Source organism: Hymenobacter nivis (assembly GCF_006439025.1).
In the GTDB taxonomy this organism is placed as follows: Bacteria; Bacteroidota; Bacteroidia; order Cytophagales; family Hymenobacteraceae; genus Hymenobacter; species Hymenobacter nivis_A.
Genome location: NZ_RCYZ01000012.1, coordinates 54,208 through 78,427 on the forward strand (window position 1 = coordinate 54,208; position 24,220 = coordinate 78,427).

Consider the following 24,220-nt stretch of genomic DNA (forward strand, 5'->3'; position numbering starts at 1 on the left):
CCGATGCATTTTTAATTCTTCACTTTTGACTTTTAACCCAATCCCCAACCCAAGGCATGGCCGTGGCACATCCTACTGATCCATCCCAGCCCCGAACCGGCTCGCTCCGCGTAGGCCTGTTCGGGGCTGGGCGCGTAGCCGGGCAGCTGGGGCCCGCCTTGGTGGCCGCTGGCCACACTGTGGCCTTCGTGTGGAGCCGCTCCGCCGCTCCGGCCGCGGCCCTGGCTGCCGCGCTGCCGGGCGCGGCCGTGCTGCCCGGCCTGGGGGCCCCACTGCCGCCCGCCGATGTGTACTTGCTGGCCGTGCCCGACGCGGCCGTGGCCGAAGTGCTGGCGGCGGTGGCCTGGCCAGCCGGGGCCCTGGTGGCCCACTTGGCGGGGGCCCTACCGCTGGCCGTATTTGAACAGCGGCCGGGCGTGCGCGGTGGAGTGCTGTACCCGCTCCAAACGTTCAGCGCCGGGCGGGCGGTGGATTGGGCCGCCGTGCCGCTGTGCGTGGAAGCCGCTGACCCCGGGGCCCAAACCCTGCTGCTGGCCCTGGCCCGCAGCCTGAGCCGCGACGTGCGCCCGCTGGCCTCGGCCGACCGGCTGCGGCTGCACGTGGCGGCCGTGTTTGCCAATAACTTCACCAACCACCTGCTGGGCGTGGCCGATGCTCTGCTGGCCGAGGCGGGCCTGCCGGCCGCCCTGCTGGCCCCGTTGGTGCGCGAAACCGTGGACAAGGCCCTGGCCGCCGCTTCGCCTTTTGCGGTGCAAACCGGGCCCGCCGCCCGCCGCGACGCGCCCACGCTGGGGGCCCACCGGGCGGCGCTGGCCGCGCATCCGGCCTGGCTGGGTATCTATAACCAGCTGACTAACAGCATACAGGTGCAGCTAATGCCAGAGCCCGGGCCGGCCGGTGCGGGGCCTCAGCTTTGACGCCGGGCCGGGCCGCGCTACCTTTGCGGGCCCGTTGGGGCCCGGTACTGCATAAAAATTTGGGCCCCCGGCCCAACCCTGGCCCGGGCCAGGCGGTTGAGCCCCAACGGCTTGCCGGCCCCCCGGCGGCTTTTCCCTTACCAAAGACCCAAAATTCGTGCCCGCCACCACCATTACGTTTCAGTTTAAGGACGGCCAACCGGCCCAAACCCACGTGGCGGCCGCCGGCGAGTCAGTGCTCGACGTGGCCCTGAACAACGCCATCCAACTCCAGCACAACTGCGGCGGCGTGTGCGGGTGCAGCACCTGCCACGTGTACGTGGACCGCGGCGGCGACGACCTGCCCGAAATCAGCGACAAGGAGGAAGACTTCATTGACCGCGCCGAGAACCCGCGCATCACCTCGCGCCTGGCCTGCCAGTGCGTGGTGAACGCCGGCATGGAGCTCGTCATCACCATCCCGCCGCAGCACTTCCTGGGACACTAGTTTTTTTTAGGGTAGGCGGATGTGGGGGTAATAGGGCAGGAGGGGAATCTCTTCCTCCGCCGCTTTCCCCTGCACCCCCACACCCGCCTACCCCCATACCCTACAAAAAAATGAACCACTTCGAACCCCCCATCCAGTGGGCCGACCACGAGGACGTGGCCATGGCGTTGTACGAGAAATTCGGCGAAGAATACCCCGAGGCTCGCATCTACCGCATCCGCTTCACCGACCTCATTGACTGGGTGCTGACGCTGCCCAACTTTGCCGGCACCCGCGAGCAGGCCACCGAGGGCCACCTGGAGCAAATCCAGGCCAAGTGGGTGTACGAGTGGCGCGATAACCAATAGCGGTGCCGGGGGACGGGGCCCAACCCCGTGGCCCTCAACCCGCCGCCCGGCCCCGCCGTATGGAAGAGTTGCCCGGCTACGTTGGCGGGGCAAGGCAATCCGGCCGCCTGTTTAGGCCCCTTCCACATTTTTCTTTTATTGCGATGAACACCGGGACCGTAAAATTTTTTAACGAGGAGAAAGGCTACGGCTTTATTACCGACGAGGCCACCCGCGAAGATTTCTTCGTTCACATCACCGGCCTGAACGGGGGGCAGATCCAGCAAAACGACCGGGTAGAGTTTGAAACCCAGGAAGGCCGTAAGGGCGTGAACGCCGTAAACGTGCGCAAAATCTGATTTCACGCGCTGCGCGCTGTTTCGTCAGTTTGAGAAGGCTTTCCGGCACCGCCGGGGGGCCTTCGCTGCGTTTAGATGGGGCCGGTGCCGCCGCTGGGCCCCACCTTTGCGGGCCCTTGTGCGCCGCCCATGCTTGCCGCTGTTTTTTCTGCGCCGCCGCCCGCCGGGCCGTTGGGCCCCGGCGGGGTGGCGGGCGGGGCGCGCGGCCGCCTGCTGGCGGGCCTGGTGCGCTGGCCCAACCTGCTCATCATGCTCCTGAGCCTGGCGCTGGTGCGGGTGGGGCTGCTGCTGCCGGGGCAGCTGGGGGCCCTGCTGGCCCCGCGCTTCGGACTGCTGGTGCTGAGCGCCCTGCTGGTGGCGGCGGCCGGCTACATCATCAACGACTACTACGACGTGAAGATTGACGCCATCAACCGGCCCGACCGGCTGGTGGTGGGGCGCGTGGTGCGGCGGCGCACCGCCATGCTGGCCCACTTGGTGCTGAGCGGCGCGGGTGTGGCGCTGGCCGCGTTTCTGTCGCCGCTGCTGGGGGGCGTCACGCTGGGGGCGGCGGCGCTGCTGTGGGGCTACTCGGCCCGCTTCAAGCGGGTGGCGCTGGTGGGCAACGTCAGCATTGGGGCCCTCACGGCGGCGCTGGTGCTGCTGCCCGAGCTGCAGCTGCGCACCGGCAATACCGTGGTGTGGCGCTACGCGCTGGCGGCGTTTCTGCTTACGGTGGTGCGCGAAATTGTGAAGGACGTGGAGGACATGCGCGGCGACGCCCAGCACGACTGCCGCACGCTGCCGCTGGTGGCGGGCGTGGCCCGCACCAAGTGGGTGGCGGGTTTTTTTCTGGCCTGCCTGGTGGTGCTCGCGGGCGGGGCCACGGCCTGGCTGGTGGCGCACGGGCCCTGGCCGCTGGCCGCGTGGCTGGGGGCCCTGGTGCTGCTGCCGCTGGGGGCCCTGGCGCGCCTGCTGGCACTCGCCGACCGCCGCCGCCACTTCCGCCAACTCAGCACCTGGTGCAAGGGCATCATGCTGGCGGGGGTGCTCAGCATGGCCCTGGCGGGTGGGGTGGGGTAGGGCCCCGGAACCAACACCAACCGTAGAGGCTATAAATCCGTTAGTGCGCCCAAGCAATTCATTCTTTATTCAGCTTTATTCAGCCGATGCAATTTTTACCCCTTGCCGCCCTGCTGGCCGGCCTATCCTTTACCGCCGCGGCGCAGCCCCTGGCCCCCGCCGACACGGCCCAGGTACCCCTTGGGGTGCAACCGGCACCGCGGGCTGCCGCCATCGGCCAGCCCACAAAGAAACTGACCATTCTGCCGATTCCGGTGCTGTTCTACCAGGCCGAAACTGGCATTGGCTACGGCATCGGGGGCTTGCTGAGCGGCCGGTTTGGGGCCGATACCACGGTGCGTTCGTCCAATGCGCGCATCCAGTACTGGCAGACGGCCAAGAAGCAGTCGCTCATTCAGTTCGTGCACACCATTTATACGCCGGGCGAGAAATACTACCTCAACGGCGAGGTGAGCGGCTATGACCAGCTGCTATACTACTACGGCAAGGGCAATAATACGGCGTCGGACAACGAGTCGAACGTGGCCTATAAGCTGTTCATCGTCAACCAGCGAGTGCAAAAAGCCATTGCGCCAAAGCTGTTTTTTGGGGCCCAGTACCGCCTCACCGACATGAGCCAGATTACGGCCCCTGACAACGCCGCCGACGGCGGGGCCAACTACTTCTACCGCGACCCGCGCCTGAGCGACCGCGAGCGCATGGGCACCACCGTGTCGGGCCTGGGCCCGGTCCTCACCCTCGACACCCGCGACGTGGCCCTGGGGGCCTCGCACGGCAACCTGGTGGACGCTACGGTGATGTTCAACGGCAAGGGCTTGGGGTCGGATTACAAGTTTGTGCGCTACCAGCTCGACCTGCGCCATTACCAGCCGGTGTTTTCCAACAATACCATCCTGGCCATGCAGTTCCTGGGCCAGTTCCACTCTGGCGACGTGCCGTTCCGGGAGCTGGCGGGCATCGGCGCCAACCTCGGTGGTACCCTCTACGACAACGCCAACCTGTTGCGCGGTATTTATGAGCAGCGCTTCCGCGACCGCCAGATGATGATGTTCCAGGCCGAGCTGCGCCAGCACTTGTTCTGGCGCATCGACGTGGCTGGCTTTGCCGGTGTGGGCCAGGTGGCCAACGGGGCCAGCGACTTTGCCTTTAGTGGCCTTAAAGCGGCCGGTGGGGCTGGCCTGCGCTTCAACTTCATCCGCCGCGACCGGGTGAACCTGCGCCTCGACTACGCCGGCGGCACGGGCTCGAAGCCGGGCATTCTTTTCGCCATCGGCGAAGCCTTTTAGCGCTCTGCCGCCAGTCTCGGCTGGTGCGGGCTAGGGCCCCGGTTCTGCTGTGCAGGGCCGGGGCTTTTGCTTTTTAGGCAAAATAAAAAAATGCCGTGGACGAATAAACTCACAGCATTTACAACGCACAGGTTATTGATCTTTAATATATTAAATAGCGGCTTTTTGACTAAAAATCAATTCATGATTCATCTTTCAGAATGACACTAAAAACTCAAGATTTTTATCACGCAGAAACGCTGGTTTTGCCAACCGGGGCCCCCGCCGGGGCGTAAAAGTCCGGTACCATACCCTCCGCTACCCGTTGCGTTTTCAAGCTACCTGCGAAGCAACCGCTGCCTTTCCCCCGCCGGTTTCTGCCCCCGACTACGCGCTGCGGCTGCACGAGCAGCTGCCTGCGCCGCACGCCGCGCTGCGGGCCTGCGTCATCATTCCGGCCAAAGACGAGGCCGCTGCGCTGCCCGCCACCCTGGGGGCCCTGGCCGCGCAAGTTGACTTGGCCGGCCGGCCCCTGCCGCCCGGTAGCTTCGAAGTAATTGTGCTGGCCAACAACTGCACCGATGGCACCGCCGCCGCTGTGCGCCACTTTGCACGCCAACACCCGGCCTTGGCCGTGCACGTGGCCCGCCTGCGCCTGGCCGCCCCCGATGCCCACGTGGGCCGCGCCCGCCGCCTGCTGATGGACGAGGCCTGCCTGCGTCTGCTGAGCCTGGGCCGCTTCAACGGCATCATTGCCAGCACCGACGCCGATACCCGCGTGGCCCCCGACTGGCTGGCTGCCACCCAGGCCGAGATTGCGGCCGGGGCCGACGCCGTGGGCGGCCGCATCCTCACCGATGCGCCGCCCCTGCGCCCCGGCGAGCCCGCCGCGCCGGGGGCCCCCAGCGGCGTACGCCGCACTCAGCTCCGCGACGCAGCCTACCATTTGTGGTGCGCCCGCCTTGAAGCCCAACTCGATCCGCAAGCCGCCGACCCGTGGCCACGCCACCACCAGCACTTTGGGGCCAGCCTGGCCCTCACGGCCCGCGCCTACCGCCGCGTGGGCGGCCTGCCCGTGGTGCGCTACCTGGAGGACGAGGCCCTGTGCCAGCAGCTGCGCCGCTACGACCTGCGCCTGCGCCACAGCCCGCGCGTGGTGGTGCACACCTCGGCCCGCCAGTGCGGCCGCGTGGAAGTAGGCCTCTCGTGGCAGCTGCGCGAGTGGGCCGCCCAGGGCCTGGCGGGCGGCGAGCCGCTGGTGCCCTGCCCGCAGCACCTAGCGGCGCTGTGGCACGCGCGCCGGCAGCTGCGCGCTTGGTGGAGCCACGCGGCCCCGTTTGGGGTGCCGGGGCAGGGCGTGGCGGCGGCGCTGGGCCTGCCTGAGAAGCAACTGGCCCGGCAGGTGCTGGCCAGCTGCACCTTCGGCCGCCTCTGGGACTGGGTGGCCGCGGCCCGCGCCACGGCCGGCGTAGCCGTGCCCCAGGTGCCGCTGTCCGAGGCTCTTGCCTGGCTGCGGGCCCCGGGGGCGGGCCGGTAGGCTACCTTTTTTCCAGCACGTCGAGCCGATACTGCGGGTGGCGCTGGCCGCCGAGGTGGGCCCAGGGGCCCCCAGGGCCGGTTTTCTCGAGAAAGAATTCGTGCACTTCGTCGCCCGTCAGGGGATAGTCGTGCACGGGGGCCGTCCAGTGTACCAGCAGCAGCTGGCCCCCGGTGGGCAGGGCCCCCGCGATGCGGTCGGCGGCGCGGGCCAGGTCGGCCAGGTTCCAATAGTAGCCCACTTCGCAGAGGGTGATGAGGTCGAAGGGCCCCGTCGGGAATTCGTCGGGCAGCTGCATTTGCTGCAAGGTTACCTGGGGTAAGTCGGCGCAGCGGCGGCGGGCCTGCGCCAGGGCTTCGGCGCTCACATCTACCCCCAACAGCTGGCCACAGCGCGGCGCCAGCTGCGCCGTGAATACCCCCAGCGAGCAGCCGATTTCAAACGCCCGCGGGTAGTGTGCCCGCGGCAGGGCCCCCAGCGAGGCCGCGTACTTGGCGTGCTCGTAGGGGCTGGTTTCGAAGCCCCACGGGTCGGAATTGGCCCGGTACACGTCGTCGAAATAGCTGCCGCCCAGGCTATTGGGTTGGTTCTCGTTCATGCGCAGTTTTCAAAATACACCTCGTAGGGCTGGTTGAATTTGGCCAGCATGTCGTCGGCCAGCAAAAAGCCTTCTGTGTCGTCGGTAAACACGCCGGGGGCCACCTGCGAGCGGTGGGCGGCAATGGCGGCCAGCTTCCGGGGCAGCACTTCGCCGATGTCCAGGCGGAAGCCTGCCACGTGGTCGGCGGGCTGGGGCAGGTCGGTGGGGGCGGCGCGCTGCCAGGCCCACACCACGTACTCAAGCTGCCGCGGCGCAGTGGGCAACCCGGCCAGCGCCGCCTGGGCCAGCAGGTAGCTGGCGCGGTGGTCGGGGTGCGGGTCGCGCCGCCAGGGCAGTAGCACGGTGGCTACCTGGTTGTCAAGCACAAAGGCCCGCAGCCGCACCGCCGCCTCGGCAAAGCCGGGCTGCGCGGGGCCCGTGGGCACGGCCGCATCGGGCAGGCGCAGCAAGAGCGGTTCGGTGTGCACATCCAGCAGGGCCAGGGCGTGGCGCAGCTCGCCCTCGCGCACGGCCCGCCGGGCGGGGGCCGAAAACACAGCCGAGTTGGGGTGCGACCCGGTGCCGTCGCTCACCAGGGCGGCGTGCACGGGCTGGCCGGCGCGCCGCAGCAGTGCCAGCAGGCCCCCGCAGCCCAGGGCCTCGTCGTCGGGGTGCGGCACGATGATGAGCGCGGGCCCCAGCGTATCGGCGAAGTCGGCTGGGCGCACGGGGTAATCAGCAAAAGGCAGCATAGTCATTAGTATAAATCATTGCCCTCCAGTACGAAGCGGCCCACGTCGGCTAGTACAAAATCGGGGGCGGGCTGGCGCAGGTAATGGGTCAGGTCGCGGTGCAGGCGCTCGAAAGGCTCGGGCTGGAGCAGGCCGCGGGCCCCCACGCAGCGCTCGGCCAGCGGCAGCACGGCCAGGCCGATTTGCTCGATGGCGGTGCGCACGAGGTTGGCGTAGGCCCCGGCGGCGGGGCTGGCAGGGGCCCCGGCATCGTTGGGGAGGATGGCGTGGGCGGCGGCGCCGCGTAGCCACTGCCGGCCGCTTTCGATGAGCAGGGCCATTTGGCCCAGGCGCTGGCGCTGGTAGGGGTCGTCGGTGCGGCCCAGGGCTTGCAGAAAGCGGCGGGTTTCGTCGTATACGGCCTCGGCGCCGCCCAGCTGCACGGCCGCAAACCGGCTGGCCCCGCCCCCAAACCAGGGTTGGCGGTAATAGGCGTTGGGCGGGCCCAGCAGGTCTTCGGGCCCAATCTCCAGGCCCGTGAGGTCGGCGCGGTGGCTAGCGGTGGAGCGCATGCCCAGGGGCCGCCAGAACGAGCGGTCGAGCACGGGCGGCTGGGCATCGGCGGGCAGCACCAGCATCTGCCAGCCCTGGCCGTCGGGTAGGGCCCCCGTGAGAAGCGGCCGCGCCACGTAGCCGGCCCCCGAGGCGAAGGTTTTGGCCCCGTGCAGGCGGTAGCGGCCGCCAGGCAGTGCCTCTAGCCGCACGCCGTGGGCGGGGGCCTCAGTGTTCCACACACCAAACAGGAGCCCGGTGGCCGCGTCGGCGGCCCAGCGCGCGGCCTGCGCTGGCGTGCCAAACAACTGCATGAGCAGCAGCGCGTTGGTGTGGCCCTCGTAGAGCCGGCCCACCGCTAAGTTGCCCCGGCCAACGTGGCGTAGCACGGTCAGCAGCTCCTCGGTGGCAGTGGGGGCCCCCAGGCCGGCCCCGCCCAGGCCGGGGGCCAGCGCCGCGGTGAATAGCCCGGCGGCCCGCAGCCAGTCAAATTCCTGGGTTGGAAAGACCGCCTCGGCGTCGGTGGCGGCGGCCTGGGCAAACAGGCGCGGGGCTAGGGCCTCGGCGGCCTGCACGGCGGCAGCGGGCGTGGCTAGTAGTGGCGTAGCGGGAGCAACGGTAGGGGAGGAATCGGCACGTACAAAATCAACAACCATGGGTGCGCGGGTGAAAGGCAAGTGAACAAACTATACTCCGAAATGGGGCCCCTTGTTCCTGTCGCGCTTATGTGCCATCAGCGTTAAATTCAATTACGGCCGGCTTTGGCCCCCGGCAAGGGGGCGGCGTACCTTTGCGGCGGCAATCATGCCGTAGCTATTTCCGCCGTTTATGTCGTCCCGTCCCGTTCGCGCTGCTCTGTTGTCCGTCTACCACAAAGACCGATTGGGGCCCCTGGTGCAGGTGCTCCGCCAGCACGGCGTTACGCTGTACTCGACCGGCGGCACCCAGCAATTCCTCGAAAGCGAAGGCGCCGCCGTCACGGCCGTGGAAGACCTCACCGGCTTCCCTGAAGTGTTCGGCGGGCGCGTGAAAACGCTGCACCCCAAGGTGTTTGGCGGCATTTTGCACCGCCGCCACGAGCCCGGCGACCTCGCCCAGGCCGAGCAGCACGGCATCCCGCCCATCGACTTGGTAGTGGTCGATTTGTACCCCTTCGAGGAAACCGTGGCCAGTGGGGCCCCCGAGGCCGACGTCATCGAGAAGATTGATATCGGCGGCATTGCTTTGCTGCGCGCCGCTGCCAAAAACTACCGCGACGTGCTGGTAATCAGCAGCCGCGACCAGTACGCCGCCGTGGCCGAGCTGCTGGCTGCCAAAAACGGCGCCACCGATTTGGAAGACCGCCGCCACTACGCCGCCGCTGCCTTCGCCACCACCAGCCACTACGACACCGAAATCTTCAAGTACGTAAGCCAGGGCACCGACCTGGCCGCAAGCGCTGCCGCTGCCGCTCCGGCTGCGACTCAGGGCCCCGCCACGCCGCTGCGCTATGGCGAGAACCCCCACCAGGCCGGTACGTTCTACGGCGACCTGGGGGCCCTGTTCGAGCAGCTGCACGGCAAACAGCTGAGCTACAACAACCTGGTGGACGTGGACGCCGCCGTGCAGCTCATGCGCGAGTTTGCCGACGGGGCCCCGGCCTGCGCCATCCTCAAGCACACCAACGCCTGCGGCGTGGCCCTAGCCGATACCCTTCACGGCGCCTACGTGCAAGCCCTGGCCTGCGACCCGGTGTCGGCGTTCGGCGGGGTTATCATCGTGAATAAGGAAGTGGACGCGGCCACCGCGGCCGAGCTGAGCCAGCTGTTTTTTGAGGTGCTGATTGCCCCCGGCTTTGCGCCCGACGCGCTGCCGCTGCTGCAAAGCAAGAAAAACCGCATCCTGCTTCGCCAGAAGCCGGTGGAGTTTCCTGCCAAGCAAGTCAAAACCCTGCTCAACGGCCTCATCGAGCAAGACGCTGACCTCCAGAGCGAAACCGCCGCTGATTTCCGCGTCGTCACGCAGTCGGCTCCCACGGCCGACGAAACGGCGGCCCTGGAGTTTGCCGGCAAAATCTGTAAGCACACCAAGAGCAACACCATCGTGCTGGCCCGCGCTGGCCAGCTGCTGGCCTCGGGCGTGGGCCAAACCTCGCGCGTGGACGCCCTGCGCCAGGCCATCGAAAAAGCCCACGCTTTCGGCTTCGACCTGCAAGGCGCGGTGATGGCCTCCGACGCCTTTTTCCCCTTCCCCGATTGCGTGGAAATTGCTGGAGCGGCCGGCATCCGGGCCGTGGTGCAGCCAGGTGGCTCCATCAAGGACGCCGACAGCATCCGCGCCTGCGACGAGCGCGGCATGGCCATGGTGCTCACCGGCGTGCGCCACTTCAAGCACTAGCAGCGGCTGCAAGCGGACGTGGTCTGGCGACTTTTTCAGTCGTCGGGCCACTTTGGCGATTGAACAGCTGTGCTGCAGCAAGAGCAGGCCAATGCCTGAAAAAGTCGCCGCACCACTCACCCCGCTCGAGCATTAATTCTGGGGCCCCCGGGCCGCACAAATTTTCTTTGTTATGAAATACGCCACCCCGGCGGGGTACGCCCTGCTTGCCCTTGGTATTTTGCTGCGCCTGCTGGCGCCCGGGCTGGGCGTGGTGGGCACGGTGCTGGTAGCGGTGGGGGGCCTCACGGTGGCGGCGGCCACTATTGCGGCCGCCCGCAAAGGCCGGCGGTAGGCGCATACTAGCTAGCCGGGTTGAACGTTTGGGGCCCTGCCCGGCACGGGGTGTGTCCGGTATTTTGCCAAGGGAAAGCAGGACAGAACCCGGGCTTCGTATCCCCTCATTCCTTCCGTACCTTTGCCCACTTATTGCCGCGTGGCCCCGGTCGTTGCGCCGCTATTCTGATTTAACTCAATGGGTTTCTTTAACTTCCTGACCAGCGACATTGCCATCGACCTGGGCACGGCCAATACGCTCATCATCCACAACGACAAAATCGTGGTGGACGAGCCGAGCATCATCGCCAAAGACCGCACCACCAATAAGATTATCGCTGTCGGCCGCCAGGCCCAGCAAATGCACGAGAAAACCCACGACAACATCAAAACCATTCGCCCCCTGAAGGACGGCGTAATCGCCGATTTCCACGCGGCGGAGGAGATGATCAAGGGCCTCATTAAGATGATTGACACGCGCAAGCGGCTGTTCCAGCCCTCGCACCGCATGGTTATCTGCATCCCGTCGGGCATCACGGAGGTGGAAAAACGCGCTGTGCGCGACTCGGCTGAGCACGCCGGCGCCAAGGAAGTGTGGATGATTCAGGAGCCGATGGCCGCCGCCATCGGCATCGGCATCGACGTGCACCAGCCGGTGGGCTCGATGATCATTGACATCGGGGGCGGTACCTCCGAAATTGCCCTGATTGCCCTCTCGGGCATCGTGTGCGACCAAAGCATCAAGACGGCCGGCGACGTGTTCAACCAGGATATCCTGGACTACATGCGCCGCCAGCATAACCTGCTCATCGGCGAGCGGTCGGCCGAGCGCATCAAAATCGAAGTCGGCGCCGCGCTTACCGAGCTGGACAACCCGCCACCGGACCACGAGGTGCGCGGCCGCGACCTGATGACGGGCATCCCCAAGGTCATCAAGGTCACGTTCTCAGAAATCGCCATCGCGCTCGATAAGTCGGTGGCCAAAATCGAGGAAGCCGTGCTGAAAGCGCTGGAAATTTCGCCGCCCGAGCTGTCGGCCGACATTTACGAGCACGGCATTCACCTCACCGGCGGTGGGGCCCTGCTGCGCGGCCTCGATAAGCGCCTGGCCGCCAAAACCAAGCTGCCCATCCACATCGCCGAAGACCCGCTGCGCGCCGTGGTGCGCGGCACCGGCCGGGCCATCAAAGACATCCAAGCCTTCAAGGGCGTGCTGCTGACGTAGGGCATTTAACATTTATCAATTACCATTTAACGGATGGCCCCAACCGATTGGCTATCTGATTATAATCTGGGTACTAAATGATAAATGATAATTGTTAAATGAATGAAAAACCTGCTGTTGTTTCTGGCGCGGTTTCAGGGGCTGTTGGTATTTGGGGTGCTGGAAGTCATTAGCTTGTACTTATTTGTAACCAGCAGCTCGTACCAGCGGGCAGCGTTTTTCAACTCGGCCAATGCCTACGCGGGCGTGGTGCTGGCCCGCCGCACCGAAGTGCTCGACTACTTCCACCTGGGGGCCCTGAACCAGCAGCTGCTGGCCGAAAACGCCCGCCTGCGCCAGCAGCTGTACCCGCCCGATACGAGCCGGCGCCAAGCCGACTCGCTGGCCGTGCCCCCGGCCCCCGGCGACACCCTGCGCCGCCCGCGCTACGTGCGCCCCGCCCAGCGGCCCGATACCCTGCTGCTGGCCCAGCAGCGCCTGGCCGCCCGCGACCCCAACTACCCGCTCGTGCCGGCCCGGGTCATCAACAACACGTTGCGCAGCGTGGATAACTACTTCACCCTGAACGTGGGCCTGGCCGACGGCGTGCGGCCCGGCCTGGGCGTGCTGGCCGCCGCCGGCGTGGTGGGCCGCATCAAAACCGCCACCGACCACTACGCCACCGCCACCAGCCTGCTGCACTCCAAAACCAGCGTGTCGGCCAAAATCAAGCGCGACAACACGTTTGGCAGCGTGCACTGGCCCGGCGACGACCCCACGCAGGCCCTGCTCGACGACATTCCGCGCCAAAACAAGCTGGTGGTGGGCGACACGGTGGTGACGAGCGGCTACAACGCCATTTTTCCGGAGGGCGTGTTCATCGGCACCGTGGCCTCGTTTGTGAAGGAGCCGGACAAGAATTTCTGGACCGTGCACCTGCGCCTGGGCGCCGATTTCAGCAACTTAACCTACGTGTACGTGGTGACGAACCGCACGCGCCCTGCGCGCGACACCGTGGAGGCCCGCGCCCTGCCGCCGGCCGGAAAGGAGGGGCGGCGATGAAAACAGTGGGCCTTTTGCTAGGGCAGGCGCTGCGCTACGTGGTATATACGCTGGTGCACGTGTTCATTATCAGTCGCTTGGTGCTTTTTGATGCGGGCTGGTGCTTTTTTTACCTGGGCTTTGTGCTGTTTTTGCCGCTGGGCACGCCCGTGGTGGTGCAGCTGCTGCTGGCCTTCGGCATGGGCCTGACGATGGACATTTTTTACGACACCGGGGGCCTGCACGCGGCGGCGGCGGTGCTGCTGGCCTTTGTGCGGCCGGCGGTGCTGCGCCTGCTGCGCCCCCGCGACGGCTACGACGCCGCCGACGCCGTGAACGTGCACTTCATGGGCCCCGCGTGGTTCCTGACGTTTTTGGGCGTGCTGGTACTGGTGCACCACTTGGCGTTTTTCCTGCTGGAGCTGGGCAGCTTCCGGCACTTTGGCTTCACGCTGGCCAAGGTGGGGGCCAGCTGGGCTTTTACCTGCGTGGCGCTGCTGATTGTGCAGCTGCTGTTTTTTCCGGTGCGGCGCCTCCGGCAGTAGGGCGGGCCAGGGGCCCATTTACTTTGGCAATAAGCTGATTTGGGGTTAATTAGGGCCCCGGGGCGTACCGGCCGGTGGCCGGCCTCAGTACGGCGCACCCGTGCCGGGGCCCTAAAAATTAACCCAAACAACTGCTTCCGACGGGGCGCACTGGGCCCCTTTTTGCGGGCCAACGCACGGCGGAAAAACGCTTTGGTGCAACATCCCGCCGGCTGGCCGGTCTCATGCCCCGATGAGCAACCCGCCCACCTCCGCCGCCACCGACCAGCAGCTCGTAGCGCAGGTGCTGGGGGGCAGCCCGGCGGCTTTTGGGCACTTGGTGCGGCGCACCGAGGGGCTGGTTACGCAGGTGGTTTTCAAAATGATCCGGCACCCTGCCGACCGCCCCGACGTGGCGCAGGAGGTGTACCTGAAGGCTTTTAAGAACCTGGCCGGGTTTCGATTTCAAGCCAAGTTCTCTACCTGGATTGGCCAGATTGCCTACAACACCTGCCTGCACTACCTGGAGAAAAAACAACTGGTGCTGGTGGATTTAGCGGAGCCCGCGCCCGGCGACGCGGCGGAGGAAGGCCGCCGGGGGCCCCCCACCTTGGTAGCCGGGCCGGATTACGACCCCGAAACGAGCCTGTTCGACCAGGACCTGGCCGGTATCCTGGGCGCGGCCGTCGAGCAGCTGCCTCCGCTCTACCGCACGCTTGTGGCCCTTTACCACCAGCAGGAGCTGAGTTACGAGGAAATCGGGCAAATCACCGCCCTGCCCGAAGGAACGGTGAAAAACTACTTATTCCGGGCCCGCAAACTCTTGAAGCAACGCCTGCTGGCCACCTACCACCGCGACGACCTATGACGCAGCCCCACCTCTCCGACGACGCCCTGCAAATGGCCGCCGCCGCCGCCCCACTGCCCACGGCGGCGGCCGCCCACCTGGCCGGTTGCCGCCTCTGCCAGGCCCGGCGCGCCACGTACCAGCAGCTGTTTGCCGCCGCGGCCCAGTTGCCGCCGCCCGTTTTTGCCTTTGACCTTGCGGCGGCGGTGCTGGCCCAGCTGCCCCGGCCGAAGCCGGCGTTCCCCTGGGTGCTCGTGCTGGTGGCCGTCCTAGTGCTGGGGGTGGTGGGCGCGTTTGTGGCCCTGCTCGGCGGCGCGCTGGGGCAGGTGCTCCAAGGGTGGTCCACTGGGCTGGGGGCCGGGCTGGTGGCCGTGGCGGGCCTGCTGGTGGCCGGGCAGGGCCTGGAATTGCTGGCCCGGCACCGCCGGCACATGCGCCTGCTCACTTTTTCGTAGTTTTTTGCAACCCGGCGGGCTCCGGCCGGTCTCATCCGGTACCGCCACCCCACTCGCCCATGAAACGTTTTTGGCTGCTGCTATTTTTTTGCCTGACGGTCGTTGGCGCCCAGGCCCAGGGCGCCCCCGTACTGGCCTTGGACAACAACGGGCTGGAGCTGGCCCGCCGTGTTGTTCTGCCCGGCCTGGCACTTTTCCTGCTGGGCTCCTTCGTGTTGGCCGCCATAAAACAGGTTTTGAACTACCTGCTGAAGCGGCAGATTGTGGCGGCGGCCGTTTCGGAAAGCATCGTCGAGCGCCTGCTGCCCGGCCCGCGGGCCGAGCAGGACAAAATAGTGAAGTGGCTGGCCCTGCTGCTGAGCACGGGCGGGGGGCTCTTGCTCTGCACCTGGTACGGGCCAGTGGGCATTTACTCTGTCATCATCTTGACTTTCAGCACCGCGCTGGGCTTTTTGGCCTATTACCTCTACTTGCTCCGCCGGGCGAAATAGGCCGGTTCAACGCACTATTAGGGCCCCTATTTTTGCCGGGCAAGGGTAGTGGCGGGGCCACCACCTCCGTTAGTAGGGCCCCCACGCCCTGCCTGCCCGTGCGCTGGTCTGCCCACTCCCGCTAACCCCGCGGGGCGCATCCACCCGGTGGCCGCCAGGGTTTCCGGCAGCTGGTAGCGCCAAGGCGCAACTACAGGTTACGGCGCTTCGCTTTTCGCTCACTCCTCTTTCAAACCCCTTATGAACTTGTTCGACTACCTGTTTCAATCTACTAGGTATTGCCTGGTATCTTGCATTGCAAATAAAATTAACAGTCAAGTATTTGAGTTGAAAATTACGGTTTTTTTATTTTGGTCACGGCATCTTACCCGCGGCCGTTTGGCCCTGGCAAGCTGGGGAAAACCTTGGGTTTTCGCGCTGGTGGCGGCCGGCTTACTACCTCGCCTCGTGGCGGCCCAGGGCCCCGGGCAAGTGGCCGGCACGCTGCTGGACCAGGCCACGCGCCAGCCGCTGCCGTTTGCCAACGTGCTGCTGCTGCGCTTGCCCGACTCCACCCTGGTGGGAAGTGCCCAAACGGCGGAAAACGGCACGTTTGCGCTGGCGGGCGTCGCACCGGATACCTACCTGCTCCGGGCCGAAGCCTTGGGGTACCGGCCCGCACGCCGGCTGGTTACGCTGCGCGCCGGGGCCCCGGTACTGCGCCTAGGCGAGTGGCTGGTGGCGCCGGCAGCCGTGCGGCTCGGCGGCGTGGTGGTGCAGGGCGAAAAGGCAGTGGTGGTCAACGAGCTGGGCAAAACCATCGTCAACGTGGACAAGGACCTGAACAGCGTGGGCGGCACGGCGGTCGACGTGCTCCAGAAAGTGCCCGCCGTGGCCGTGGACGACAACGGGCAGGTGAGCCTGCGGGGCAGCACCAGCGTCACGCTTTACCTCGACGGCAAGCCCGCGCCCAGCAGCCTGCGCCTCGACCAGCTGCCCGCCAGCCGCCTCGCCACCATCGAGGTCATCACCAACCCGGGGGCCCAGTATTCGGCCCAGGGCACGGGTGGCATCATCAACCTGGTGCAGAAAAAGCAAACCCAGCCCGGCTGGAACGGCTCGGCCCTGGCCACGGTGGGCACCCGCGACAAGTACAGCGCAGTGCTCGACCTTAACCGGCGGGTGGGCAAATTCAACTTTTTTGGCAGCGCCAACGCGGTGGACAACCGGTTTCGCGGCAGCTCGGGCTTGCAGCAGGTGGCCACGGCCGACGGCCGCACCTCCCGCACCGACCAAACCGGCCAGAACCTGCGCCACCAAGCCAGCAAGGACCTGCAACTGGGTGTGGACTACGCCCCCAACGACCAGGAGCGCTTCACCCTGGCCACCGAGCTCTACAAGAGCGACCTGCACCAAACCAGCGACTTCGCCACCCGGCTCACGCGCGGCGCCGACCCAGCCATTGTGCTGCAAAACCAGAACCTGGAAGTGGACGACCTCTACAATGCCCGAATTTCGGGCAGCTACCGGCGCACCTGGGCCGCCCACCCCGGCCGCGAGCTGACGGCCAGCGCCACCTACATCTTGGACGGCGGCACCGTCACCACCGAGCAGCGCGTGCTGGACGGGCCGGCCGACTACGCCCGGCAGGCGCGCCAGCAGCTGCTCGACGTCACCATCCACTTGCCCTCCGCGCAAGTGGACTACGCGCACCCACTGGACGACAAGCGCCGCTGGGGCGCGGGCCTGAAAACGGACGTGATGGTGACGCCCGGCACGGCCGACTATTCGGTGCAGCCAGTGCCCGGGGCCCCCTTCGTGCGGCAGGAAGCGGGCTCGTACCGCTACCGCTACCAGCAGGTGATTCCGCAGGCCTACGGCAATTACCAGCAGAAAGCCGGGGCGTGGGACTACCAAGTTGGGCTGCGGGCCGAATTCACGGGGCTGCAAGCGCAGGTGCTGCCCACGGGCTCGGCCAGCCAGCGCATTTTTAATCTGTTTCCTGCGGCCACCGTGGCCCGCACGCTGGCCCACGAGCAGCGCCTGCAGCTCAGCTACGCCCGCCGGCTGAACCGGCCCAACTTCTTGCAAATCATTGCCCTGCCCATCTACTCCGACGCCCGCAACTACACGGTGGGCAACCCCGACCTGCGCCCCGAGTACGTGCACGTGGCCGAGCTGGGCCACCAAGTTGCGTGGCAGAACACTACGCTTAGCACCACCCTGTTCGGGCGCTTCGCCAGCCAGTCCATCCAGAGCCTGCGCACGATTGACACGGTGGCGACCCGCCTCAGCGGCCAGCCCGACTTCATTGCCCGCACCGGTTACGCCAACTTCGGCCACACGGCCAGCTACGGGCTGGAGCTGTCGCTGACGCGCCCGCTGACGGCGTGGTGGAAGCTCACGGCCAACGGCTCGTTTTTCCGTAGCCAGGTGGCCAGCTACGCCGGCGACGGCACCCGCGCCAACTTCACCGGCACGGCGTATTTACTGAATACTTTCAGCCCCACTAAGGCACTCGCCCTGCAGCTCAGCGGCAACTACCGGGCCCCGCTGGTGGTGCCCCAGGGCCGCCTGCTGGCCGTGTACGGCGTGGACGTGGCCCTGCGCCAGCGGCTGTTTAACGACCGGGCCGCCCTCACCCTGCGCGTCAGCGACCTGTTCAACACCCGCCGCCAGTCCACCCAGCTGGCCGCCGACGGCCTCACCGCCGACCTGCAATCCAAATACGAAACGCGGGTAGGCTACTTGGGCTTCACCTGGTTTTTGGGCAACAACAAGCCCGCCAGCACCATCGAAAACCAGCCCAAAGGCGACACCGGCGGCTTCGGCGGGTAGCACGCTGGGGAGTAGCACGTTTCCTGGGCGGGCCGGCACAATGGCGGGGTGCGGCGCGATAATTTTTTGCGGTTTCCGCCGGCCGTTGCGCCCGCAGGGGCCCCGGTTCGGTTGTAACTTTATAGTATGCAATACCTGGAAGGCCGGCGTTACGTGGTGCAAGGCATTTTTTTACTGGTGGGGCTGGTGTTTGCCACGCGCCTCTTTTTCATGCAGGTGCTCGACGGTACCTACAAGCTGGCGGCCGACCGCAACACCTTGCAGCGCCTGGTGCAGGTGCCCTACCGGGGCCTCATCTACGACCGCAAAAACCAGCTGCTCGTCACCAACACGCCCGTGTACGACCTGATGGTGGTGCCCCGCGAGGTAAAAGGCCTCGACTCGGCCCGCTTCTGCCAGCTGCTGCAAATTCCGCTCGAAAGTCTACGCGAAGGCCTCAAAGCCGCCCGCACGTATTCGCGCACCAAGCCCTCGCCGCTGGTGCAAAACCTGAGCTTGGCCGAACGCGCCGCCATCCAGGACAACCTGATTGACTTCCCGGGCTTCCGCACCCAGGCGCGCATGGCGCGGGCCTACCGCACGCCCAACCTAGCGCACGCCCTGGGCTACGTGGGCCCCATCACGCCCAAGCTGCTGGAGCTGCCCAAGTACGGGCGCTACGGCGCGGGCGAAAACGTGGGCATCGCCGGCCTCGAATCGTTTTACGAGCCCACGCTGATGGGCCGCCGCGGCGTGCAGTTCAAGATGGTGAACGTGCGCGGGGTTGAGAAAGGCGCGTTCCGGGGCGGCGAGTTCGATACGCTCTCAGTGGCCGGACAGGACTTGCACCTGAGCATCGACGCCGAGCTGCAGGCCTATGGCGAGGAGCTGCTGGCCGGGCGGCGCGGCTCCATCGTGGCCATCGACCCCAAAACGGGCGAAATCCTGTGCTTCGTGTCGGCCCCGCATTACACCCCCGAAACCCTCACCGGCAAGGGCATGGGCAACCGCTACATGGACCTGCTGCGCAACCCCGAACGGCCCCTGTTCGACAGGCCTCTGATGGCCACGTACCCGCCGGGCTCGGTATTCAAACTGGTGAATGAGCTGGTGGCCATGCAGTTGGGCGTCGTGACGGCTGGCACCGGCTTCGCGTGCAACCAGAAGCTGGTGCGCTGCACCCACAACCACGAGTACCCGTCCAACGTCAGCATTGCCATCAAAAACAGCTGCAACCCCTATTTCTACCAAGTAATGCGGGCAGCGGTGTTGCGCGGCCAGTCGCCCAACCGCTTCGAGGATGCCCGCCTGGGCCTGGGGCAGTGGCAGAAAATGGTAAAGTCCTTCGGCCTCGGCGAGAAGCTGGGCGTGGACATGAGCCAGGAAAAGCGCGGCCTTATCCCATCGCCCGAGTACTACGATAAGCGCCTGGGCTACCACCGCTGGAACTTCAAAACCGTCTATTCGCTGTCCATCGGCCAGGGCGAAATCGGCATTACGGGCCTGCAAATGGCCAACGTGCTGGCCACCATTGCCAACCACGGCTACTACTACACGCCGCACTTTGTGAAGGGCATCGGCAATGCGGGGCCCCTACCTAAGTACCGCGAGCGGCACTACACGGCCGTGGACACGGCGTATTTCAAGTACATCATCCCCGGGATGCAGGAGGTGGTGGACGGCCGCGGCGGCACGGGCAGCCTAGCTTCGCTGCGCGAGTTTGGCATTTCGGTGGCCGGCAAAACCGGCACCGTGCAGAATCCCCACGGCTACGACCACGCCACGTTCGCCGCCTTCGCCCCGGCCAACGACCCGAAAATTGCCATCGCCGTGTTCATCGAGAACAGCGGCTTCGGTGGCAGCAGCGCTGCCCCCGCCGCTGGCCTGATGATTGAGAAGTACCTGCGCGGCCACGTAGTGGGCTACCACAAGCGCATGGAAGAGTGGATTAAGTACGGCAACCTCACAGCACACCTGCATTAGGCGTATTTGCATTAGCCAGTAGGGCCCCCAGCAAGTAGTAGGCATGGTATCCTACTTTGGGCAAAAGAAAAGGCTGCCCACACCGGGCAGCCTTTTCTTTTTCAGGGCAGGGAAGCGACGTGCTACAAAATGCCGCTCAAAAAGCCCGGCAAGATGCCCAGTACGATGGTGAGCAGCGCCAACAGGCCCAGGGTAAAGGCTTGCAGGCCATCGACCGGTACCGCTTCGGCTGTGGGGCCCTCGGCGGGGCGCAGGTACATGGCGATGATGGGGCGCAGGTAGTAGTAGATGCCCACCATGCTCATGACGACGGCGAAGACGACGAGGCCGATATGGCCCTGGCCCACGGCGGCGGTGAGCAGGAAAAACTTACCGAAGAAGCCGCCCGTGAGCGGGATACCGGCCAGCGAAAGCATGGCCACGGTCATCACAAACGCTAGCAGCGGGTTGGTTTTGCCCAGGCCGTTCAGGCCGGCGTAGTCGTCGCGCTGGCGGTGGTCGGCCACCAGTTTCAGCACGCCGAAGGCGGCCACGGTGGCGATGGAGTAGGCGAGGGAGTAGAAGAAAATGCCGTTGGCGGCGGGGCCCGTGAGGCTGCCGTTGCCAGCTACCAGGCCGATGAGCAGGTAGCCGGCGTGGCTCACGCTGGAGTAGGCCAGCATGCGCTTGGTGGTAGTTTGGGCGGCGGCGCCTACGTTGCCGAGCAGCAGCGTGAGGGCGCACATGGCCTGGATGGTGGGGGCCCAAAAGCCCTGGGCGGCCGGCAATGCCACGGCCAGCAGCTTCAGAAACGCGGCGAAGCCGGCCGTTTTCACCACCGTGCTCATGAAGGCGGTGAAGAAGGTGGGCGTGCCCTCGTACACGTCAGGCGTCCAGAAGTGGAACGGCGCGGCCGATACTTTGAAACCGATGCCGATGATCATCAGCAAGATGCCGATGTAGAGCATGGGCAGCAGGCTGGCGTTGGCGGGGGCGGCTACGGCGGCGGCGATTTGCGACAGGGCAAAGGTGCCGGTGGCGCCGTAGAGTAGCGCAATGCCGAAGAGCAGGATGCCGGTGGCAAAGGCCCCCATCAGGAAATACTTGAGGGCCGCTTCGTTTGAGCGGGAGTCGCGCTTGCTGGCGCCGGCCAACACGTACATGCTGATGCTCAGGATTTCAATGCCCACAAATAGCATCAGCAAGTGGTCGTAGCCGATCATCATGATGGCCCCCACGAGCGAGAACAGCAGCAGGGCGTAGTACTCGGCCAGGTTGGGCTCGTGGGCCACCACGTAGCTGCGCGAGAAGGGCAGCAGCAGCAGCGCCGTGAGCACCACGATGCCCGTGAACGCCACCGTGTAGTGGTCCACGGTCAGCATGTGGTTGAAGAACGACTGCGGCGCTTGGTTCCAGTCGGCCAGGTTGGCCCCGAACACGGCCAGCAGCACCAGCAGCACGCCGGGCAGCAGCACCTTGTTAGAGCGCAAAAAGCCCAGGAATAGCTGGACGATGCCGAAGACGGAAAGGAGAATAATGGAGGTCATGGTTCTAAGCTTCGGATGAGCTTCAAAAGGCTGTCATGCTGAGCCTGCCGAAGCATCTCTACCGCTGACTAATTAATTACTGCCGCGGGAGAGATGCTTCAACAAGCGGACGCTAGATGAGCATGACGGCCCCGGGGCCCTATTTAGGGCCCCGGGTACTACCGCCCGACGGCAGTTAGAATGCTGCTGACGGCCGGCTCGGACAAGTGCAGGAACGTGCCCGGGAACAGGCCCAACCAGAACACCAGCACGATAAGGGGCACGAAAACCAGGAGTTCGCTGCCGGTGAGGTCAGTGATGGTGGCCGAGAACGACGAGTCGGGGCCCAGCATGGTGCGCTGAAACAAGCGCAGCAAGTACACCGCCGAGAAGATAATGGTGAGGCCGGCCACCGCGCCCACCCAAGCCGAGTACTGGTAGATGCCGGCCAGCAGCAGGAACTCGCCCACGAAGCCGCCCGTGAGGGGCAGGGCCACGGTGCTGAGCAGCATCACCAGAAAGCAGACGCTCAGCAGCGGCGTGCGGCGGGTGAGGCCCCCAAGGTCGGGCAGCTGGCGGGTGCCGGTGCGACGCTCAATGGCATCGGCCACGAAGAACATGCCCACCACGTTCACGCCGTGGGCCAGCATTTGCACCACTGCGCCTTGCAGGCCGATTTGGGTGAGCGAGAACACGCCGGCTGCCATCAGGCCCACGTGCGAGAGCGACGAGTAGGCGATGAGGCGCTTCATGTCGCGCTGCCGGATGGCGATGATGGCCCCGTAGATAACCCCAATGACGGCCAGGATGATAACCGGCTTCTGCCACTGGCTGAAGCCGAGCGGCACGATGGGCAGCAGCCAGCGCAGCGTGCCGTAGATGCCCATTTTCAGCATGATGCCCGAAAGCAGCATGGTGGCCGGGGCGGGGGCCTCTGTGTAGGTATCGGGCTGCCAGGTGTGGAAGGGGAAGATGGGCATCTTCACGGCGAAAGCCGCGAAAATCAGCCAGAACAGCCACGACTGCTCGCCGGCGCTCAGCTTGAGCTTGTAGAACGCCGAGAGCTCGGAAGAGTGGGCGGCGAGGCTGCCGGCGGCGGGGCCGGTTTGCAGGTACAGGTACACGAAGCCGGCCAGCATGAAGAGCGAGCCGACGACGGTGTAAAGGAAAAACTTGAGCGTGACGGCGATGCGCCGCTCGCCGCCCCAGGCCCCGGCCAGGAAATAAATCGGGATGAGCGCCACTTCCCAGAAGAAGTAGAACAGAAAGGCATCCAGCGACATAAAGACGCCGAGCAGGCCGGTTTGCATGAACAGCACCAGGGCGTAGAAGGCCGAGGGGTTCTCATAATTGCCCCGGAACGCGGCCAGCAAAATCAGCGGCACCAGGAAGGTGGTGAGCAGCACCAGCAGCAGGCTGAGGCCGTCGAGCCCGAGGTGGAAGTTGATGCCGGCCGACTGCACCCAGGCGTAGTCGAGGTTGTAGGCCGACGAGCCGTGGCGGGCAAAATCGACGGCGACGAAGGCGGCCAGGGCAAATTCGACCAATGAAGCCCCCAAGGCCAGGGCCCGGGCGGTGGCCCCTTTGGTGAAGTGGAGCAGCAGCGCGGCGGCCAGGGGGAGAAAAAGCAGTACAGCAGTCAGCATCGGCAAGGCAGAAGGGCGGCGGCGGCTCCCGAACCGGGCCGCGAATTGCGTGCAAACTTACGCATTGCCAGATAAGAGCGCACGCCTATAAAGTTTCGAAGACCAACTTTGTGCGGAGGCGGGAGTAATTTCGCCCCACAGGCCCCGCCCGTTGGCGGGGCCCCTTGCCCGAACCCGTATGGCCCGCAGCCCCATTGCCGATTTTTTGACGGCCCCGGCCACCGTGCCCATCCTGGATGTGCGGGCCCCGGCCGAGTACGCCCAGGGCCACATCCCGGGGGCCCTCAGCTTGCCGCTGTTCACCGACGACGAGCGCGCCCGCATTGGCACTACCTATAAGCAGGTGACGCCCGAAAAGGCCGTGCTCATGGGCCTCGATTTTTTTGGGCCGAAGATGCGCGCCATGGTGGAGCAGGCCAAGCAGCTGGCCCCCAGCCAGGAAGTGCGCCTGCACTGCTGGCGCGGCGGCATGCGCAGCGGCGCCGTGCAGTGGCTGCTGGAGCTGGCCGGCTTCGAGGTAAACCTGCTCAACCACGGCTACAAGGACTACCGCCGCTGGGCCGGGGCCGAGTTTGCCCGGCCGCGGCCCCTGTACGTGGTGGGCGGCTACACCGGCAGCGGCAAAACCGAGGTGCTGCACGCGCTGGCCGCCCAGGGCCAGCCGGTGCTCGACCTGGAGGGCCTGGCCCACCACAAGGGCTCGTCGTTTGGCAGCATGGGGCAGCCGGCCCAGCCCACCCAGGAGCAGTTTGAGAACAACTTGGCCGCCGCGCTGGGGGCCCTGCCCGCCGACCGGCCGGTGTGGGTGGAGGACGAAAGCCGCTCCATCGGCAGCCTGCACATCCCCACGCCGCTCTTCGACCAGATGCAGGCCGCGCCGCTGCTGGCCCTCGACGTGCCCCGCGCCGCCCGCGTGCCCAAGCTGGCCCTGGAGTACGGCCGCCACGACGCGGGGGCCCTGGCCAGCGCCATCCTGCGCCTGCGCAAGCGCCTCGGCGGCCTCGTGACCAAGGAGGCCCTGGCCGCCATTGCCGACAACGACATGGCCACGATGGTGGACCTGGTGCTGACCTACTACGACAAAACCTACGCCTACACCATGAGCAGCGCCCCCGCCGGCCGCCAAACCGTGCCCGTGCCCGCCGCCGACACCGACGGGCCCACGAACGCGGCGCTGGTGCTGGCCGCCGCCGCCACGCTCCAACCAACGGCCTCGTAACG

At 66.1% G+C, this 24,220-nt stretch carries 23 protein-coding genes; 18 read left to right on the top strand and 5 right to left on the bottom strand.

The genetic code is table 11. From position 1 onward, the window contains the following. The first annotated feature begins 62 nt into the window (after positions 1 to 62). The 7 genes from EAH73_RS21100 to EAH73_RS21130 all read left to right on the top strand — a co-directional run bounded on the left by EAH73_RS21100 (position 63) and on the right by EAH73_RS21130 (position 5,953). Positions 63 to 917 (top strand): Rossmann-like and DUF2520 domain-containing protein, encoded by an 855-nt coding sequence (locus EAH73_RS21100; RefSeq protein WP_161599631.1) that lies wholly within the window; start codon positions 63 to 65, stop codon positions 915 to 917. A gap of 157 nt (positions 918 to 1,074) precedes the next feature. Continuing rightward, positions 1,075 to 1,404: a 2Fe-2S iron-sulfur cluster-binding protein gene (locus EAH73_RS21105; protein WP_140469418.1), complete on the top strand. Its 330-nt coding sequence runs from the start codon at positions 1,075 to 1,077 to the stop codon at positions 1,402 to 1,404. Positions 1,405 to 1,514: 110 nt separating this feature from the next. Next, positions 1,515 to 1,751 carry a Fe-S cluster assembly protein IscX gene (gene iscX / locus EAH73_RS21110; RefSeq protein WP_070744523.1) on the top strand — a complete coding sequence of 79 codons (237 nt, stop codon included), beginning with the start codon at positions 1,515 to 1,517 and terminating at the stop codon, positions 1,749 to 1,751. Between the two features lie 143 nt (positions 1,752 to 1,894). Then, complete coding sequence (locus EAH73_RS21115; RefSeq protein ID WP_068228568.1) at positions 1,895 to 2,089, top strand: cold-shock protein; 195 nt, start codon at positions 1,895 to 1,897, stop codon at positions 2,087 to 2,089. 129 nt (positions 2,090 to 2,218) lie between these two features. After that, the gene (locus tag EAH73_RS21120; RefSeq protein ID WP_140469419.1) at positions 2,219 to 3,151 is read left to right on the top strand and encodes a geranylgeranylglycerol-phosphate geranylgeranyltransferase; all 933 of its coding nucleotides are present in this window, start codon (positions 2,219 to 2,221) and stop codon (positions 3,149 to 3,151) included. Between the two features lie 86 nt (positions 3,152 to 3,237). Beyond that, entirely contained in the window at positions 3,238 to 4,437 is a 1,200-nt protein-coding gene (locus EAH73_RS21125; protein WP_140469420.1) for a BamA/TamA family outer membrane protein, read from the top strand. 304 nt (positions 4,438 to 4,741) lie between these two features. Then, positions 4,742 to 5,953, top strand: a complete 1,212-nt coding sequence (locus EAH73_RS21130; protein ID WP_161599632.1) for a glycosyltransferase family 2 protein — start codon at positions 4,742 to 4,744, stop codon at positions 5,951 to 5,953. Position 5,954: 1 nt separating this feature from the next. Here the strand turns inward: EAH73_RS21130 and EAH73_RS21135 are convergent, their stop codons facing one another. The 3 genes from EAH73_RS21135 to EAH73_RS21145 are packed head-to-tail and all read right to left on the bottom strand — an operon-like array spanning position 5,955 to position 8,472. Next, a complete protein-coding gene (locus EAH73_RS21135; RefSeq protein ID WP_140469422.1) occupies positions 5,955 to 6,551 on the bottom strand; it encodes a class I SAM-dependent DNA methyltransferase in 597 nt (198 codons plus the stop codon). Beyond that, a complete protein-coding gene (locus EAH73_RS21140; RefSeq protein WP_161599633.1) occupies positions 6,548 to 7,285 on the bottom strand; it encodes a PIG-L deacetylase family protein in 738 nt (245 codons plus the stop codon). The genes EAH73_RS21135 and EAH73_RS21140 overlap by 4 nt, the downstream gene beginning before the upstream one ends. Positions 7,286 to 7,290: 5 nt before the next feature. Further along, positions 7,291 to 8,472, bottom strand: a complete 1,182-nt coding sequence (locus tag EAH73_RS21145) for an acyl-CoA dehydrogenase family protein (RefSeq protein ID WP_140469424.1) — start codon at positions 8,470 to 8,472, stop codon at positions 7,291 to 7,293. Between the two features lie 172 nt (positions 8,473 to 8,644). Between EAH73_RS21145 and purH the strand changes: the two genes are divergently transcribed. The 10 genes from purH (at position 8,645) to EAH73_RS21195 (ending at position 19,848) form a co-directional block, all read left to right on the top strand. Then, positions 8,645 to 10,192 carry a bifunctional phosphoribosylaminoimidazolecarboxamide formyltransferase/IMP cyclohydrolase gene (purH, locus tag EAH73_RS21150; RefSeq protein ID WP_140469425.1) on the top strand — a complete coding sequence of 516 codons (1,548 nt, stop codon included), beginning with the start codon at positions 8,645 to 8,647 and terminating at the stop codon, positions 10,190 to 10,192. A 172-nt stretch (positions 10,193 to 10,364) separates the two neighbouring features. Continuing rightward, a complete protein-coding gene (locus EAH73_RS21155; RefSeq protein WP_161599634.1) occupies positions 10,365 to 10,526 on the top strand; it encodes a hypothetical protein in 162 nt (53 codons plus the stop codon). Between the two features lie 180 nt (positions 10,527 to 10,706). Continuing rightward, positions 10,707 to 11,732: a rod shape-determining protein gene (locus tag EAH73_RS21160; RefSeq protein WP_068228591.1), complete on the top strand. Its 1,026-nt coding sequence runs from the start codon at positions 10,707 to 10,709 to the stop codon at positions 11,730 to 11,732. 102 nt (positions 11,733 to 11,834) lie between these two features. After that, positions 11,835 to 12,773, top strand: a complete 939-nt coding sequence (gene mreC, locus EAH73_RS21165) for a rod shape-determining protein MreC (protein WP_140469426.1) — start codon at positions 11,835 to 11,837, stop codon at positions 12,771 to 12,773. Positions 12,774 to 12,778: 5 nt separating this feature from the next. Beyond that, positions 12,779 to 13,297 (top strand): hypothetical protein, encoded by a 519-nt coding sequence (locus EAH73_RS21170; protein WP_240047361.1) that lies wholly within the window; start codon positions 12,779 to 12,781, stop codon positions 13,295 to 13,297. A gap of 232 nt (positions 13,298 to 13,529) precedes the next feature. Then, complete coding sequence (locus EAH73_RS21175; protein ID WP_140469427.1) at positions 13,530 to 14,144, top strand: RNA polymerase sigma factor; 615 nt, start codon at positions 13,530 to 13,532, stop codon at positions 14,142 to 14,144. Continuing rightward, complete coding sequence (locus EAH73_RS21180) at positions 14,141 to 14,578, top strand: hypothetical protein (RefSeq protein ID WP_140469428.1); 438 nt, start codon at positions 14,141 to 14,143, stop codon at positions 14,576 to 14,578. The genes EAH73_RS21175 and EAH73_RS21180 overlap by 4 nt, the downstream gene beginning before the upstream one ends. Positions 14,579 to 14,637: 59 nt before the next feature. Next, entirely contained in the window at positions 14,638 to 15,069 is a 432-nt protein-coding gene (locus EAH73_RS21185; RefSeq protein WP_140469429.1) for a hypothetical protein, read from the top strand. 420 nt (positions 15,070 to 15,489) lie between these two features. Beyond that, complete coding sequence (locus EAH73_RS21190) at positions 15,490 to 17,886, top strand: TonB-dependent receptor (protein WP_161599635.1); 2,397 nt, start codon at positions 15,490 to 15,492, stop codon at positions 17,884 to 17,886. Between the two features lie 126 nt (positions 17,887 to 18,012). After that, positions 18,013 to 19,848, top strand: a complete 1,836-nt coding sequence (locus EAH73_RS21195; protein WP_140469431.1) for a penicillin-binding transpeptidase domain-containing protein — start codon at positions 18,013 to 18,015, stop codon at positions 19,846 to 19,848. A 122-nt stretch (positions 19,849 to 19,970) separates the two neighbouring features. On the opposite strand, the gene EAH73_RS21200 is transcribed toward EAH73_RS21195, so the two are convergent. Beyond that, positions 19,971 to 21,374 (bottom strand): NADH-quinone oxidoreductase subunit N, encoded by a 1,404-nt coding sequence (locus tag EAH73_RS21200; protein ID WP_140469432.1) that lies wholly within the window; start codon positions 21,372 to 21,374, stop codon positions 19,971 to 19,973. 158 nt (positions 21,375 to 21,532) lie between these two features. Next, positions 21,533 to 22,999 (bottom strand): NuoM family protein, encoded by a 1,467-nt coding sequence (locus EAH73_RS21205; RefSeq protein ID WP_140469433.1) that lies wholly within the window; start codon positions 22,997 to 22,999, stop codon positions 21,533 to 21,535. Positions 23,000 to 23,177: 178 nt separating this feature from the next. On the opposite strand from EAH73_RS21205, the gene mnmH reads away from it, so the two are divergent. Next, positions 23,178 to 24,218, top strand: coding sequence for a tRNA 2-selenouridine(34) synthase MnmH (gene mnmH / locus EAH73_RS21210; RefSeq protein WP_140469434.1), 1,041 nt, complete (start codon positions 23,178 to 23,180; stop codon positions 24,216 to 24,218). The last annotated feature ends 2 nt before the right edge of the window (positions 24,219 to 24,220 follow it).

Excerpts from the sequence above, each read along its gene's own strand:
- purH (WP_140469425.1), top strand. The coding sequence starts at position 8,645 with ATGTCGTCCCGTCCCGTTCGCGCTGCTCTGTTGTCCGTCTACCACAAA.
- EAH73_RS21125 (WP_140469420.1), top strand. The coding sequence starts at position 3,238 with ATGCAATTTTTACCCCTTGCCGCCCTGCTGGCCGGCCTATCCTTTACC.
- EAH73_RS21180 (WP_140469428.1), top strand. The coding sequence starts at position 14,141 with ATGACGCAGCCCCACCTCTCCGACGACGCCCTGCAAATGGCCGCCGCC.
- EAH73_RS21135 (WP_140469422.1), bottom strand. The coding sequence starts at position 6,551 with ATGAACGAGAACCAACCCAATAGCCTGGGCGGCAGCTATTTCGACGAC.
- EAH73_RS21195 (WP_140469431.1), top strand. The coding sequence starts at position 18,013 with ATGCAATACCTGGAAGGCCGGCGTTACGTGGTGCAAGGCATTTTTTTA.
- EAH73_RS21185 (WP_140469429.1), top strand. The coding sequence starts at position 14,638 with ATGAAACGTTTTTGGCTGCTGCTATTTTTTTGCCTGACGGTCGTTGGC.
- EAH73_RS21140 (WP_161599633.1), bottom strand. The coding sequence starts at position 7,285 with ATGCTGCCTTTTGCTGATTACCCCGTGCGCCCAGCCGACTTCGCCGAT.
- EAH73_RS21120 (WP_140469419.1), top strand. The coding sequence starts at position 2,219 with ATGCTTGCCGCTGTTTTTTCTGCGCCGCCGCCCGCCGGGCCGTTGGGC.
- EAH73_RS21205 (WP_140469433.1), bottom strand. The coding sequence starts at position 22,999 with ATGCTGACTGCTGTACTGCTTTTTCTCCCCCTGGCCGCCGCGCTGCTG.
- EAH73_RS21200 (WP_140469432.1), bottom strand. The coding sequence starts at position 21,374 with ATGACCTCCATTATTCTCCTTTCCGTCTTCGGCATCGTCCAGCTATTC.
- mreC (WP_140469426.1), top strand. The coding sequence starts at position 11,835 with ATGAAAAACCTGCTGTTGTTTCTGGCGCGGTTTCAGGGGCTGTTGGTA.
- EAH73_RS21145 (WP_140469424.1), bottom strand. The coding sequence starts at position 8,472 with ATGGTTGTTGATTTTGTACGTGCCGATTCCTCCCCTACCGTTGCTCCC.
- EAH73_RS21115 (WP_068228568.1), top strand. The coding sequence starts at position 1,895 with ATGAACACCGGGACCGTAAAATTTTTTAACGAGGAGAAAGGCTACGGC.
- EAH73_RS21175 (WP_140469427.1), top strand. The coding sequence starts at position 13,530 with ATGAGCAACCCGCCCACCTCCGCCGCCACCGACCAGCAGCTCGTAGCG.
- mnmH (WP_140469434.1), top strand. The coding sequence starts at position 23,178 with ATGGCCCGCAGCCCCATTGCCGATTTTTTGACGGCCCCGGCCACCGTG.
- EAH73_RS21155 (WP_161599634.1), top strand. The coding sequence starts at position 10,365 with ATGAAATACGCCACCCCGGCGGGGTACGCCCTGCTTGCCCTTGGTATT.
- iscX (WP_070744523.1), top strand. The coding sequence starts at position 1,515 with ATGAACCACTTCGAACCCCCCATCCAGTGGGCCGACCACGAGGACGTG.
- EAH73_RS21160 (WP_068228591.1), top strand. The coding sequence starts at position 10,707 with ATGGGTTTCTTTAACTTCCTGACCAGCGACATTGCCATCGACCTGGGC.